The organism is Streptomyces sp. YS-3 (assembly GCF_045257485.1).
GTDB lineage: Bacteria > Actinomycetota > Actinomycetes > Streptomycetales > Streptomycetaceae > Streptomyces.
On record NZ_JBJHPC010000152.1, the window covers coordinates 1 to 13,296 of the forward strand.

At 67.5% G+C, this 13,296-nt stretch carries 12 protein-coding genes and 2 pseudogenes; 7 read left to right on the plus strand and 7 right to left on the minus strand.

Going from position 1 to position 13,296, the window contains the following annotated elements:
- Window positions 1–1,917, minus strand: a pseudogene (locus tag ACJA3G_RS15190) (ALF repeat-containing protein); the annotation flags it as partial.
- A gap of 869 nt (window positions 1,918–2,786) precedes the next feature.
- Between ACJA3G_RS15190 and ACJA3G_RS15195 the strand changes: the two are divergent.
- The 4 genes from ACJA3G_RS15195 (at window position 2,787) to ACJA3G_RS15210 (ending at window position 7,003) form a co-directional block, all read left to right on the plus strand.
- Entirely contained in the window at window positions 2,787–2,942 is a 156-nt protein-coding gene (locus ACJA3G_RS15195; RefSeq protein WP_406553506.1) for a hypothetical protein, read from the plus strand.
- 119 nt (window positions 2,943–3,061) lie between these two features.
- A complete protein-coding gene (locus ACJA3G_RS15200; RefSeq protein ID WP_406553507.1) occupies window positions 3,062–4,213 on the plus strand; it encodes an RICIN domain-containing protein in 1,152 nt (383 codons plus the stop codon).
- A gap of 672 nt (window positions 4,214–4,885) precedes the next feature.
- Entirely contained in the window at window positions 4,886–6,379 is a 1,494-nt protein-coding gene (locus tag ACJA3G_RS15205; protein WP_406553508.1) for a S1 family peptidase, read from the plus strand.
- Window positions 6,380–6,661: 282 nt separating this feature from the next.
- Window positions 6,662–7,003 (plus strand): hypothetical protein, encoded by a 342-nt coding sequence (locus ACJA3G_RS15210; protein WP_406553509.1) that lies wholly within the window; start codon window positions 6,662–6,664, stop codon window positions 7,001–7,003.
- A 156-nt stretch (window positions 7,004–7,159) separates the two neighbouring features.
- Here the strand turns inward: ACJA3G_RS15210 and ACJA3G_RS15215 are convergent, their stop codons facing one another.
- The 5 genes from ACJA3G_RS15215 to ACJA3G_RS15235 all read right to left on the minus strand — a co-directional run bounded on the left by ACJA3G_RS15215 (window position 7,160) and on the right by ACJA3G_RS15235 (window position 11,157).
- Window positions 7,160–7,609 (minus strand): hypothetical protein, encoded by a 450-nt coding sequence (locus ACJA3G_RS15215; RefSeq protein ID WP_406553510.1) that lies wholly within the window; start codon window positions 7,607–7,609, stop codon window positions 7,160–7,162.
- A gap of 610 nt (window positions 7,610–8,219) precedes the next feature.
- Window positions 8,220–8,408, minus strand: a complete 189-nt coding sequence (locus tag ACJA3G_RS15220) for an FG-GAP repeat domain-containing protein (protein WP_406553516.1) — start codon at window positions 8,406–8,408, stop codon at window positions 8,220–8,222.
- The gene (locus ACJA3G_RS15225) at window positions 8,383–9,030 is read right to left on the minus strand and encodes an FG-GAP repeat domain-containing protein (RefSeq protein WP_406553511.1); all 648 of its coding nucleotides are present in this window, start codon (window positions 9,028–9,030) and stop codon (window positions 8,383–8,385) included. Before ACJA3G_RS15225 ends, ACJA3G_RS15220 begins: the two co-directional genes overlap by 26 nt.
- A 369-nt stretch (window positions 9,031–9,399) precedes the next feature.
- Window positions 9,400–9,834: an SMI1/KNR4 family protein gene (locus ACJA3G_RS15230; RefSeq protein WP_406553512.1), complete on the minus strand. Its 435-nt coding sequence runs from the start codon at window positions 9,832–9,834 to the stop codon at window positions 9,400–9,402.
- Between the two features lie 942 nt (window positions 9,835–10,776).
- The gene (locus ACJA3G_RS15235; protein WP_406553513.1) at window positions 10,777–11,157 is read right to left on the minus strand and encodes a hypothetical protein; all 381 of its coding nucleotides are present in this window, start codon (window positions 11,155–11,157) and stop codon (window positions 10,777–10,779) included.
- Between the two features lie 110 nt (window positions 11,158–11,267).
- Here ACJA3G_RS15235 and ACJA3G_RS15240 point away from each other — a divergent pair, with 110 nt between their 5' ends.
- A complete protein-coding gene (locus ACJA3G_RS15240) occupies window positions 11,268–11,573 on the plus strand; it encodes a DNA methyltransferase (protein ID WP_406553517.1) in 306 nt (101 codons plus the stop codon).
- A 131-nt stretch (window positions 11,574–11,704) separates the two neighbouring features.
- On the opposite strand, the gene ACJA3G_RS15245 is transcribed toward ACJA3G_RS15240, so the two are convergent.
- Window positions 11,705–12,124: a hypothetical protein gene (locus ACJA3G_RS15245; protein WP_406553514.1), complete on the minus strand. Its 420-nt coding sequence runs from the start codon at window positions 12,122–12,124 to the stop codon at window positions 11,705–11,707.
- A gap of 269 nt (window positions 12,125–12,393) precedes the next feature.
- On the opposite strand from ACJA3G_RS15245, the gene ACJA3G_RS15250 reads away from it, so the two are divergent.
- Both ACJA3G_RS15250 and ACJA3G_RS15255 read left to right on the plus strand, forming a co-directional pair.
- Window positions 12,394–12,747: a hypothetical protein gene (locus tag ACJA3G_RS15250; RefSeq protein ID WP_406553515.1), complete on the plus strand. Its 354-nt coding sequence runs from the start codon at window positions 12,394–12,396 to the stop codon at window positions 12,745–12,747.
- Between the two features lie 323 nt (window positions 12,748–13,070).
- Window positions 13,071–13,296: pseudogene (locus ACJA3G_RS15255) on the plus strand (hypothetical protein); the annotation flags it as partial.

A 13,296-nucleotide genomic window follows, 5' to 3' on the forward strand; every position in this document is an offset into this window, starting at 1 on the left:
GATGAAGAGGATGGTCTCGCGGTCGTCCTGGGAGGCGGCGAGCTGGCGGTCGAGGTCGATCCAGGAGTAGACGTCGTAGTCGGATCCGGCGAGTGCGAAGCGGGCGGCCTGACGGGTCCAGGTGCCCTTGGAGTCCAGCAGTGCGGTGGCTGCCTGGCGGCCGAGGGTGGCGGCGACGGCGAGGTCGTCGTTGCCGAGGGCCTGTTCCGCCCGGGATATGAGGTCCTTGGTGGCCTGGGCGGTCTGCTGAGCCTGGGAGCGCTTGTTCAGGGCGGCCACGCGCTCGCTCTGGTCCAGCAGGGCCAGTTGGGCTGCTTCCTTCATGCCTTGCAGTCGGTCGGTCTCCAGGGCGGCGGCCTCGGCAGCGCGGGCGTTTCTTTCTACCTCCAGGGCGTCCGCCACAGCCTGAGTGGCGAGGTTGGCTGCCTTCACGGCCTCGTCGGCGTAGGCGGTGGACTTGTTGGCGAAGTCGATGGCCTGGCCGGCGTACTTGACGGCTTCCTCTGCCGCGTCGGCGGCCTTCTCCGCGTGTGCGGCAGCGGATCTGGCCGCGGTGTTGGCGGCGCGCGCGGCTCGGGCGGCGGTCGAGGCCAGCGCTTGAGCCGTGGAGGCAGCGTTGGTCGCCTGGTTGGCGGCGGAGGAGGCGATCTCGGCCTGGCGCTTGGCTTCGACTGCCTCGCCCTGGGCAACACCTGACGCTTCGGCTGCCTGGGCGGAGGCCTTGGCGGCGGCGGCGGCGTCGCGGGCGGCGTCGGCGGCTGCCCGGCCGGCGCCGGCGGACTGGTCCGACGCGGTGGCCGCCTCGTCGGCCGCCTTGGCCGCGCTGCTGGCCTTCGCAGCGGCCTCGCGGGCGGCGACGGCGGCATTCTTCGCCTCTTCCGTCCTCGACGCGTCCTTCGACGCGGCGATCGCGGCGTTGTAGGCGCGTGTGGCAGCCGATCCGGCGGCGGCCGCTGCCTGGGAGGCCGCGGTGGCCGCCCAGGACGCCCGCTGCGAGGCCTGGACCGCGGCGGAGGAGGCACGGATCGCGGTCCGGGCGGCGGACGCGGCGCCGCTGGCGGCGGTAGCGGCCTGACGAGCCGCCTCTGCGGACCTGCGGACGTCGTCTCTTGCCTGCTCGGCTTCGGCCGCAGCCGTTTGAGCCTTCTCCTGGGCCTGGCTCGCTGCTGTCGTCGCACGCGCGGAAGCCTCGACGGCCAGGTCGGTCTGCTCCCGCGCCCGTGCGCTCTCACGCTCAACGATGGCGACCAACTGCGCGATGCCGGCGGCTTCCTGGTCGCGGGCCCGCGCGATGTGCTGGCCGGTGTCGAGGTACCACTGCACGTCGTCCGCGGTCCCGCTCAGGGCCCGGTTGGCGTACTTCTTGAGCTCCGGGCCGGCCGTGGCGAGGCCGCTGATGATCTCGACCCGCATGTCCTCCAGCCTGGCGTTGTACTGGGTGGTGAGCAGGAACTGCTCCAGCGCCTGGTCCGTTCCGGCGGTCAGCGCGGCGTTGCCGTCGCGCTTGACGCTCTTTCCGCCGTTGGCCATCACGCTGAGGGTCGACACCCGCATGTCCTCGGTGACCGAGAAGCGGAACCCGTCCTTGACGAACGCGGATATCACCTCGTCACCACCATTGAGGGCCGCGCTGACGTCCCTGCGAACGCTCTTGCCCCCGTTGCCGAGGTAGGTGAAGGCGGCGACGCGGTTATCGATCCGCGTCGCCCTCGGCAGCTCGTCGGTGAGGAATCTCGTGATGTCCTGGTCGGTGCCGCTCAGCGCATAGGAAGCCGCCGCCTTGACCGAACGGCCACCCAGGATCCATGCCTTGACGACCTTGGCACGGTCCGTGTCCGGAAGAGCCAGAGCGTCGCCGGCCGCACCGGCGCCGGCGGCGGCCCGTACGGGTGCGGTGAACAGCCAGGGAGTGGACACAGTTGCTGCAGCCGCCGCAGCAGCTGTAGTGAAACGGCGCCGACTCCAAAATGTTTCCTGCATAGAAGAACCTTTCTGATTGCGATTCCTCGAGGTCGAGGTCGAATCCCGCTCGGAACTTCTCGCCGGAACGGCGATGGCCTGACTTTACACAGCGCACGCGTCATGGAAACACCTGGATGGAGCCCCAAATGGGTTCCCCGACTGGAAGATGGCCGAATCTCGCCCTCAATTTTCGAAAAACTGCCACAACCCTGCATGGCGTGACGAACATCACATTCCCGATAGAGGATTCGGGCGCTATACATCGAGAGATTCTCTTGGTTTGATGGCGCATGGCTGCCTTCCTCCGGGAGATCGTCAGCCACTGAACGGGCGCCGCCTATTTACATTTCCACGACATCGGTCAGCCAGCCCTGACCGAGCGCGCACCGAAACTCCTTTACCTCATTCCGACAATGCGCGCTCACGCGCGTTCCGAACACCTGAATCGACACTGGGGGTAAAAATGAAGGTACGTAGCACCATCCTGCGGATCACCGCCATAGCTGTCAGTGCAGCGGCTCTGGCCTGGGTCGCGCTCCCCGGAGGAGTGACCGGTGGATCCAGCCCCGAGGGTCTCGCAACAAAGGCGATCTCCGATGAGGGCCCGGGTTACGCCATCGAAGACTTCGCCTACCCCAACGCCGACAAAATCCTCGCCGAGCAGAAGATCAAGCTCAAGAGAGGAAACGGGCACATCCTCCTCACCCAGTGCACCGGCGCACCTGAATTGATGGGAAGTTTTCTCCCACAAGAACGAGAGAGTCTGCTTCCGGGTCACCGGGGACAAGGGATACCTGAGTCTGGAGATCCCGGCGGTCTTCGGAGTGAAGGGAAACAACTATGCCGCCCAGGTCGCGATGACCACCGGCACCGAGGAAAAGACGTTCACCGTCGACAAGAATGCCTGGACCGCCGTGGGCGAGACCGCGGACGAGCAGGGCCGCGATTTCATGCTGATGGAAATCCGCACCAGCAAGTAGCACCGGCCCGCGCCCACCACCACCGGCACCGCTCCCTTGAATCCGTAGGCCGAGGAGCCGACCTGCGCCACGGCCGTTCGCGAGACCACGCCCGCTCGCCCTGCCTGAGAAGGACACACGTGTCTGTATTCCGCCCGCGCGCTGCGCGGACCCCCGGCCTACTGGCCACCTCTTCCCTGCTCTCGACGGCCCTGATAACCGCCACCCCCGCCACCGCGGTCTCCGGCCCCGAAACCGCCGCCGGCGCACACCCGTACGCCATCCGGCTCAGCGTCGGCGACGAGCCCAACGCCCGCGCCTGCACCGGAGCACTGGTCGACCGTTTCTGGGTCCTGACCGCCGCGAGCTGCTTCGCCGCCACCCCCGGAAGCACAGTCTCGGCCGGCACGCCGACCCTCAAGACCACCGCGACGCTCAGCGACGGCAAGGCCGTCGACGTCACCGAGGTCGCACCGCGCAGCGACCGGGACGCCGCCCTCCTGCGCCTTGCCACCCCGGTCACTACGATCACGCCCGCCCCCCTCGCCAGCGCAGCCCCGGCGACCGGTACCGAGCTGACCGCCGCCGGGTTCGGCCGTACGAAGAACGAATGGGTGCCGGACAAGCTCCACATCGGCGCCTTCACCCTCGACTCCGCCGCCTCCACCACCCTCGCCATCACCGGCAAGGGCGCCGACGCGATCTGCAAAGGCGACACCGGCGGCTCGCTCCTCAATGCTTCCGGCCAGATCATCGCGGTCAACTCCCGCTCCTGGCAGGGCGGCTGCCTCGGAATGCCGGCAACCGAGACCCGTACGGGTGCGATCTCCGCTCGCACCGACGACCTCGCCACCTGGTTGCAGGAGGTCCGATTCAGCACCGCATCCCTCCAGAACACCCTGAGCAACCTCTGCGCGTTCGTCGGCTGGCGCACCCCCGACAACGGCGCCCCGGCCCAGCAGGCCGACTGCAACCCGCAGTACGCCGACCAGGTCTGGAAACTGGAGCCGGTGCAGGGCGGCTACCAGATCCGCAACCACTACAACAACCGCTGCCTCGTGGTCTCCTGGCGCACGCCCGAGGACGGCGCGCCCGTCACGCAGTACGACTGCCACCCCGAGTTCGCCGACCAGGTCTGGAAGCTGGAGCCGGTTACCGACGGTGGCTACTCCATCCGCAACTCACTGAACAACAAGTGCATGTACGTCTCGTGGCGCACCCCGGGGGTGGGCGCACCCCTGGCCCAGGTCGGCTGCGACCCCCGGTACATCGACCAGATCTGGAAGATCTGAGCGCTTCCCAGACTACGATCACTGCCTTGTTCGGCGAGGCCATCGGCCCCGGCCTGGCGGTCACCAGCCATCAGCTGCCCGAACGGGATGCCCGAGTCCAGCACACTCGACCGAGCTGACCCGCATACTCCTCCCTACGAACCGCAGACAGCCAGCCGGCCCAGGAGTGATCCAGGGACTGACGCAAGGGCAGAGCGTCGTACCTGGCACCAGCGCTGCCGACTGCCGTCACCGACCGCCTGTTTGCCGCTCCTCCTCCACGAGCAGGGCCTCCACCACGGCAGCCTCGGACACTCGAACCTCTGACCTCGAGGAGGTCAGTGACCCCGCCAGCCAGCACCACGACATCGCACCACCTATGCGCGCGCTCGCCGAGCTTCGCTCTGCCCTGAACGTCTGGGGCCTGCCCTGCAACAGTGGGCCGGGGCCAACTGGACGCCGTGGACGACGACTGGTGACTGCATGTTCCGGAGAGAGCTTACCGTTGACAACCCCGACACCAGGGCGGTCGAGGTCCTCGCGTTTCGGACCGACGGCGTCATAGCCTCCAACACCAACGGTGAGGGCTGGTCCGGCTGGTCGATAGGCGGCCATATACCCGCGCCAGGCTGACCACGGCCGTGCACCCGCCCAAGCCGCCGCCATTTCCAGGAATGGAGAAGGAGTCGCCTCATGCTTCGCTTACGCTCACACTCGATGTGGATGACCGGGGCGGTCACCGCCACCACCCTCGCCGCCGCCCTGCTGATTGGCACGCCCGCGTCCGCCGTCAGCGGTGACGCCGCGCCGACCGGCTCCTATGCATTCACCGCCAAGATCGACGTCGGCGACGGTAAACGCGCCTGCAGCGGCGCCCTGATTGATCCGTACTGGATCGTCACTGCCGCCTCCTGCTTCGCCGACAACCCCACCCAGCCGACAACCGTCCCAGCCGGTCCGCCCGCGCTCAGAACCACCGCCACCATCGGACGCACCGACCTCACCACCACAGCGGGCCAGGTCCGGGACATCGCCGAACTCGTCCCCCGCACCGACCGCGACCTCGTCCTCGCCCGGCTGTCCACCCCCGTCACCGACATCCCCCCGCTCGCCGTCGCTGCCGGGGCGCCCGTCCAGGGTGAAACCGTGCGCGTAATCGGCTACGGCCGGACCAGAACGGAATGGGTGCCCGACAAGCTCCACGACGCACCCTTCGGCGTTAACGCGGTCACCTCCACCGGCATCGCCATCACGGGCGTCGCGCCAGCCGGCGCCGCCGTCTGCAAGGGCGACACCGGAGGCCCCGCCGTCCGCGAGACGGGCGGCACCGTCCAACTCGTCGCCGTCAGCAGCACCTCCTGGCAGAAGGGCTGCCTCGGCAGCACCGAAACCACCCGCGACGGCGCCGTGAGCACCCGCACCGACGACCTCGTCGACTGGATCAAGTTCATCCGGTCCGGCACGATGCCACCCCAGGCACCCGGCGTCCTACGCTGGTTTCTCTCCGACTCCGCGAAGTCGAACGTCTCCACCCGAGCCGCGTTCGACTTCGGCAAGAGCCCGATGATGCCGCTGACAGGCAACTGGGACGGCATCGGCGGGGACACCCCCGGCGCCTACGACCCCACCACCGCCCACTTCTACCTGACAAACTCGCTGGACGGCGGACCCAGCAGCACCGACTTCGGGTTCGGAAACCCGGGCGACGTCCCCGTAGTCGGCCGGTGGGACGGCGGACGCACCAGCGAGGTCGGGATCTACCGCCCAAGCACAGGCGCGTTCCATCTGCGCCACCACGACGGCACCGTGACGTCCTTCACGCTGGGCGACGGCGGCAACTGGAAACCGATCGCCGGGGACTGGACACACAAGGGCTTCGACACCCCGGGACTTTTCAACCCCGACACCGCCACCTTCTACCTCGTGGACTCCCTCCACAGCGGCGAGGCCGACACCACCTTCAGATTCGGTGAGCCGGGGGACACACCCATCACCGGAGACTGGAACGGCAGCGGCACCACCCAGGTCGGCGTCTACCAAACCGCCGGCAGCGTCTTCCGCTTCCGCGGCGCCGCCCCCGACGGATCCTCCACCTACGTCTACTACGGCGACGCCGGCTTCCCGGTCACCGGCGACTGGAGCGGCAACGGCAAGTCGACCCAGGGCATCGCCGTCCCCGGCCGATGAAGCACCCGCACACTCGCCCCGGGGCGGCATGTGGATACCAGAAGCCGCCAACCATGGAGTAGCCGGGCCAGCCCCCGCCCTGGGGGGATCAGGGGGACGCGTTGATCCCCGTGCCAGTGTGGTTGCCGGGGACGGCGGCGAAATCGAGGTAGTCGACGCTGGCCCAGGCGCCGTCGCCTGACTGGCCCCTCGGCTCTTCTGATCGTCCAGGCCGCCGAGCAGACCGACGCGCGGGCGTTACCCTGACGCGACACCTGATCGAAGCCGAGGAGCCGGCAGTCGATGGACATCCCTCAACCGCTGACCGACGAGGAACTCGCCGAAATCCAAGAACTCGCCGAAGCAGCCACCCCGGGGCCGTGGCACGTCCGCTTCGTCGATGACGACTACGCCATGAACCTCGTCGCCATCAGCATCACGCCCGACACCGGGCTCGGCGAGCGCTGGCCGGACTTCGACCACCGGCAGATCGTCGCCGCCACTCTCGTCCAACAGCCGCGCTACGTCGGTGTCGCAGATGAACTCTGGGACGAGAATGCTCGGTTCATCGCCGCCGCTCGCGAGGCCATCCCCCGCCTGATCGCGGAGATTCGACGGCTCCGACGGGATCCCGGCGACGCATGAGCGTGATCGGTGTCTGGCCCGACCAGGCGTACTGAGCCACGGCAGAAGGGATTCGCTTCACCGAGTGGGACAAGACCTCCGATTCTGGCAGACACCAACAGACCCAGGCCGTGAACCACGTTCGCAACTACGAGGCGAGCCGTGTCTGATGCGGCGTTAGCGCGGTGCGCGGGCATCAGCACGGATTCTGGCGGCTGTGTCCGCGTTCTCGCCGAGGCTGACTCCCATGCCGCCGTTGACCAGCGCGCCGGGGTCAACGACGAGGACCTCCCCGAAGGTGTAGTGATCGGCCCAGACGCAGAGGGGAGTCGTGATGGTGTGCTGATTCACCTCACTACGAACGTTCTGGCACTTCATCACGGCGTCGCCCAGTCCACTGGGATGCATCCTCTGGAGGGGGCCGACGAGTTTGGTGTACCCCTGCGGTCCCTCGGCTGCGTTCTGGGCCGTCTTCGCAAAGTCCCGGTCGACGACCTGCTCCGGATTGCTGATCGAACCCCAGGCGCCGGTGAAATGGACCGTCTGCCGCGAGGCGGAACTGCTCGGCTTGTAGGCAATGCGGACAGGCGTGGGGTTGGAGATACCGAGAGCGGTGTAGTCGTCCACGGCTGGCGCCGGGACAGGACTCGTCAGCGATGCGTCGTAGACGAAAGCCCCCACCCAGCACGCTGTGCGGCGCGGTGAGCTGATACGGACGCGTGTCGGCCGGCGTAGCACTGCGCGCACCGGTGGGTCCCGTCGCGCTGTCGGCGTTGTTGCCGGTGTGGCGGCCATACGCGTAGCCGCCTGTCGCGGCCGCGACCAACGCGCACGTCAGGCTCGCGGCGAGCAGCGCCAGCCGTCCTTTCGAGCGGCGCTGCGGCGGTGTGGGGGCCGGGGGGTAGGCAGGCCCGAACCCCGGCCCCGGTGTCTGCGGAGGCCCATACGAATTGTCCGGCTGCTGGTACACGCCCATTCCTCTTTCCGCGCCATGATGTGCTCGTCTGCCATCCTCGCCCACCGGTCAGTCACCGCACCCACCAGCCCTGGCCCCGTCCCGGAAAACCGGCGGAGGGTTGCTTCGTGCTGCTGCCTTCGTCTGACGTGAGCAGCGCGAGCAAAACGTCACGCCTGAGCAGGGCCGGGCGGTGTAACAGAGGTACACCGCCCCCGGTGACGAGGACGCCGCCGGGGGCAGGTTACCCAGCGCGGTGGCGGATACGGTCCGCCGCCGGGTTCAGTACAGGCCGCGGTAGGTGTTCCAGCCGTCGCCGAGCTTGACCCGGGACTGGAAGCCGCCGTAGCCGTTGGAGGTGTAACGGAACAGCTCACCGCGGGAGTTGGAGGCCATCAGGTCCGCGCGGCCGTCGCCGTTGATGTCGCCCGGGGCGGCGAGGTTCTTAAACTGTTGCCAGCCGGGACCGATGTAGAGGCGCGACTTGAAGGGCGGGGCGGAGACGCCCTTGCCCCGTGTACAGGTACAGCTTGCCGTCGCCGGTGCGCGCGACGAGGTCGGCCAGGCCGTCCCCCGTCAGGTCTCCGGCACCGACGTTCTTGTCGTACGCGTTCCAGCCGCCGCCGACCTTCAGGCGGGAGGCGAAGCTCTGGGCGCCGTTGTAGCGCTGCAGCCACAGGGTGCCGGAGCCGTCACGGGCCAGCAGGTCGCCCTGGCCATCGTTGTTGAGGTCACCGGGGCCGACGACCAGGTTGTACCGGCTCCAGCCGGCACTGACCACGGCGCCGTCCTCGTAGAGCCAGTTGTTGGCGATCTCTACGAGCTCAGGCTGGCCGTCGGTGTCGAGAGAGGAGACATAGCTAAGGTCGGCTCCGGCCCAGCCCGCGGTGTTACCCATCTGCTGGCGGCCGGCCAGCTGGCCGTTGTTCATGACGGGGTAGTAGCACAGCGTGCCCTGGGCGTTGCGACCCAGGATCTCGCTCTTGCCGGTGAACGGATTGGCGCTCGAGGTGTTGAACGAGGATGCGATGTTCCAGCCATCGCCCCACGTGCGCCGGTCCTGGAAGTTGCCGTGGCCGTCGGCGAGGTACATATACGCCGTACCGCAGGTGGGCGCAGTCGGAGCGCAAGTGCCGGGGGTCATCCGCAGGTCAGCCGGACGCCACCCGGCTTTCCGCCTGATCGGCGACACCTGTGACCTGCGATGATCGTGCTGCGGAGACGGCACACGCAGCCCCGGGCCGGGGGGGACCCTCCCGTCAGTTGAGGTCACGCCCGCCGCGGGCCGGGGCAGTCTTTGTGGGACACCCTGGGATTTCGGGGGCTACAGCCTCCGAATGCTGACCGACGTCACGGGATCAAGCTCAGAAGCGGCTCTACAAGCCCGTCGTCGACCAGTTCCTTGTCCGTGAGGTTCGGATTGCGATCCACCCGGTCAGCGTCCCGGGCCCACACCGACGGCTTACTGGTACCAGTCGTCGCCGCCCTCGGCGAGTGAACGGCCCAGGTAGTCCCTCAGGTCTCGTGCCACCCACCGACGGCTGTCGGTCTCGTGCTCCCAGACGAAGATGTCCGGGCGCTGGGGTGTCTGCACGAACGCGAACTGATCGCCGCCCCCGTTGTCCCCGAAGAAGAGCAGAGCTTCGAAGGGCATGTACAGCTCGGCGAAGGAGCCGTCAGAGCGGAAGAGAAGGTTCTGCTCGACGATCTGCTCGACGGGCCAGACAGTGTCCACCGCGCTCCGTCCGATGATCCCGTTGCTCTCCAGGAGCAGCTCCCTCAGCTCGGCAGGCACCTCGCGGCCGAGACGCTGCTCTGCGTCAGCGAGGGCCGCTACCTGCACGGGACTCCCGAACTCCGCCTCCGGAAAGGCCTCAAGAGTCGCTTCTCTCCACATGGTCCGAAGACTACCCAGCGGTCGGCCGGATCCTGAACGAAGCTGGCTGGCCCGCGAGTCAGGCCGGGACGAACCACTGCCAGCCGGATGCTCCACCAACCTGCACCGACATCACCAGTTCAGATTCAGTACCGTGCCGGCGTAAATGGCCGCGCCGATCGCGGTGGGCAGAAGCGGGGCGCTGAGCAGCGCGGGCAGGCTGTGCATTCCAGGCACCTTCCGGTCGGGCCGGCCGGGTGGCCAGGCGTGACGAGTACTGCCGTTACGCACGGGCCACGGGCTTCGGCTGAACCGGAGACGGCATGGGTGAGACGAGACACGGTAGTTGGAACCACGAGAGGGTGGTGAGCGGGCGGTTTGGGAGGACACGCTTGTTGGAACCGTTTTGTCACGTTTCTTGCAACCAGTAGTGAATTGCCAGTCCTGTTGGAACCGGTTCCGAGCATCCGGAGCCGGCGGCGTCCGAGGTCGCTTTCCTTGAAGACCCAGGCGGCGGCTGAGGGCGGTGCCGATGTTCCGGGAGACCTGGCAGAGCTGAGCGATCGTGTCGCCGACGGCCCTGTCGGCCCCGGCGAGCCGGACCGAGGCGTCCCCGGAACTTGGCCGGAGATCCCGATCAGCGGCCCCCGAGACCACCACGGCGTGGCTGCAGCCGTTGGGATCCAGCGCCACCGCACCCTCCCGGCGGGTCCGCGACTGATTCGACGCCTACAACGCAGCAACCAGCGCATGAGCACCCCGGGAGACGACGGGGCCCCCACGACTCCACCGCCGTACTGCGCCGCTACGGGCAGCCGGGTCACGTTGCCGTGACCCGGCCCCATGCCGGTTCCAACTCTCGTGGCCAGTTTCCAACTAACGTGTCACGGCTCAGCAGGTCGAAGCGAATCGGTGTCCTTCAGGGGCCACCTGTCTCGCTCACGGGCCAGACAGCGTGCTGAGTCACACCCACAGGTGCCTGTGTGACTGATTCCCAATGATGGTTGTCAAGCAGCGGGCCGTAGGCTGCGGCCCATAGAATCGTTGATCGCTGCAGTCCGTGAACAGGAAGAAGCTGCCCTTTTTCTCGCTTGGCCGGGCGACTTCGACCTGGACCGCAGCGACCATGTCGAGGACGTTCATCTCGCCTCGGGCAGCGCGCTTGAGGGATTCGCCGGTGATGGTGCTGGCGGCACGTACTTCTTCTGCGGTGAAGGCGGCGAGGAGCGTCCCATCCTCTATGCCGACTCCGAAGGGGGTGCGGCTCTGGTTGCCATCGGCCTGCCCGAGCTCGTACGGCTGCTGCTGGTCGTCCCCATGGTGGCGCGACTGCCAGGCGTTCACGGGCGAGGAGAGCCGCGGACTCGAGGCGGAGTATCTGGAGGACATGCCGGACCTGGTGGCCCGGAGGGACCGCGCCGCCCCAACCCGAGGGCGCACGGGACGTGATCACCGTGAACGCCGCCCCGGGCTCCGACGGGCATTCGGCCACGTTCCCCACGGCCCTCATCGAACCCCGCATTCTCAGCTCCTGCCCGCCGGGCGGTGTCGTCCTCGATCCGTTCTGCGGCACCGGCCGCACCTCACCGCGGCAGCACTCCAGGGCAGACGATCGGTCGGTTTCGAGATCACCCCTCACTTCTCCGGGGCGGCGCGCCGCAACACCACGCCCACAGGGGAACAACTCACCTTCGAGGAGACGCCATGAACGCGGTTCACAACGGAGGCGACAACGCCGCATGCCTCGTTTGCGGGCGTGACCGGCCGGTCTCCCCGGGTCCGTATCAACGTGCCCGGCCTCGATGCCGACCTGGGTGAACGTCGCGCAAGTGGCGCTGGATCCTCGGCCCTGCTCTGCCGATGCGTCTCACGGTCTCGCGCACCGAGTGTGTCAGCAGGCACGCTTTACCTGTACTGGTTCCGCAATGAACGGCCCTTTGCTACCCGGTGTCGTTGAAAGCGGGACACGAAGGTCGATGTACTCCTCAGCCCCTGCCCTGACGTTCACATTCTCAGTGGTATCGGTGCCGACTTCCTCTCCACTCTCTGTGGAAACCCGCATGGTCACGGTGTAAAGACACGCACCGGCCAATTGGTTGCGTATGAAAGCCTTCACTTCCACGGCCCCGCTGCGCCCGTCACCGATCTCTTCGACGTGCACATCCCCCTCTGGAGGCCGGTTCTCCTCTCCATACTTCGAGCCCTTCTGGCCCCGTAAACCATTCACGATCACAGCGGCCAGGATGACCAGGACCGCGCAACCAGCGACGATCCAGACCGACTTCCAATTCTTTTTCACTCGCTCAGCCATGGCCTCAGAGTAGGGAAGGTCCATCTCTCCCGGAAGGTGCTGCTGGATCTGGCGGAAAGTCAGTTGTCGACGACATCAGGGAAGTCAGTAGACGGTGAGGGATCCGGGAGCATCCGCACGCTGTAGAGCACGTTGTCTGCATGCGGTCGATGACGCGGCACGCCCAGGGCAGCACGTTCCGCTTGGGGCATGCTGCCCAACTGTTGCCCCCCGGATGCCGGGCGGCTGCGATGCTCGGAACACGATCTGCCTTCCTCTTGGAGAGAAGCATGGAGCTGAGCGCCACCGGCGAACCGAACGTGACGCAGGAGGACACTCAAGTCGACGTCGGCCTCGACATCCAGGCGGGCACGCTCGTCCTCACCCAGGACGGCACAGACCTCGTGGCCTACCACACGCTGGTGGAGTTCGCGGCGCCCCGAGGGCAGCCCTGGACGGCGCAGCAGGTCAAGTTCTCGGCGCACGGGCCGGACGGCGCATCCGTGTCGCTGGTCGTGGATCTCCTCAACGACGCCTGGGACGGACCCCAGGACGGCATCCCCGCAGTGATCTGGCGGGTGGTCGCCCTCGCCGCGACGTCCGCCGGCGACGTCGGCATAACCTACGCGCCCCCCACCCCCTGAAATCCGAGCGTCCGGGCTTTCACAGGCCGGACTCCCTTGACTACCTGCAGGTAAAGGGGCTGGTCAAGGGGGCGCGGCCGTGGAACCGCAGGTACGGCACGCTTCCGGCCCGAAGATCACAAGTCGCCGTGTCCCGGCCTGTCCACGGACAGTGGGACGTCCGGGTGAGTGGACATTTCAAGTCCTGCTGACGGACAGTTGATCTCCCTGTCCGGTATGACTATTCGTCCTCTGTTCGGCTGTATCCGTGGCATGTTCGGGACAGCCGGGCCTTGGCGCCTGGGCCACTCTGTGATGTCAGTGGTGGCTGCGATGCTGGCGGCATGACCTCTTGGAACCTGCTTGATCTCGACAAGGCCCTGCGTGCCGGCTGGTCTGCCGACACCTGCTCGCCCGACGACCAGGCCGATTGGCAGCCGGACAACCCGGCCTGGGGGCACTGCGACATCACGGCTTTGATCGTCAACGACGTCTTCGGCGGTGATCTCGTGGTCGGCGAGGTGCATCTTGACGGAACCCAGCACGGTTTCCACTGGTGGAACCGGCTGT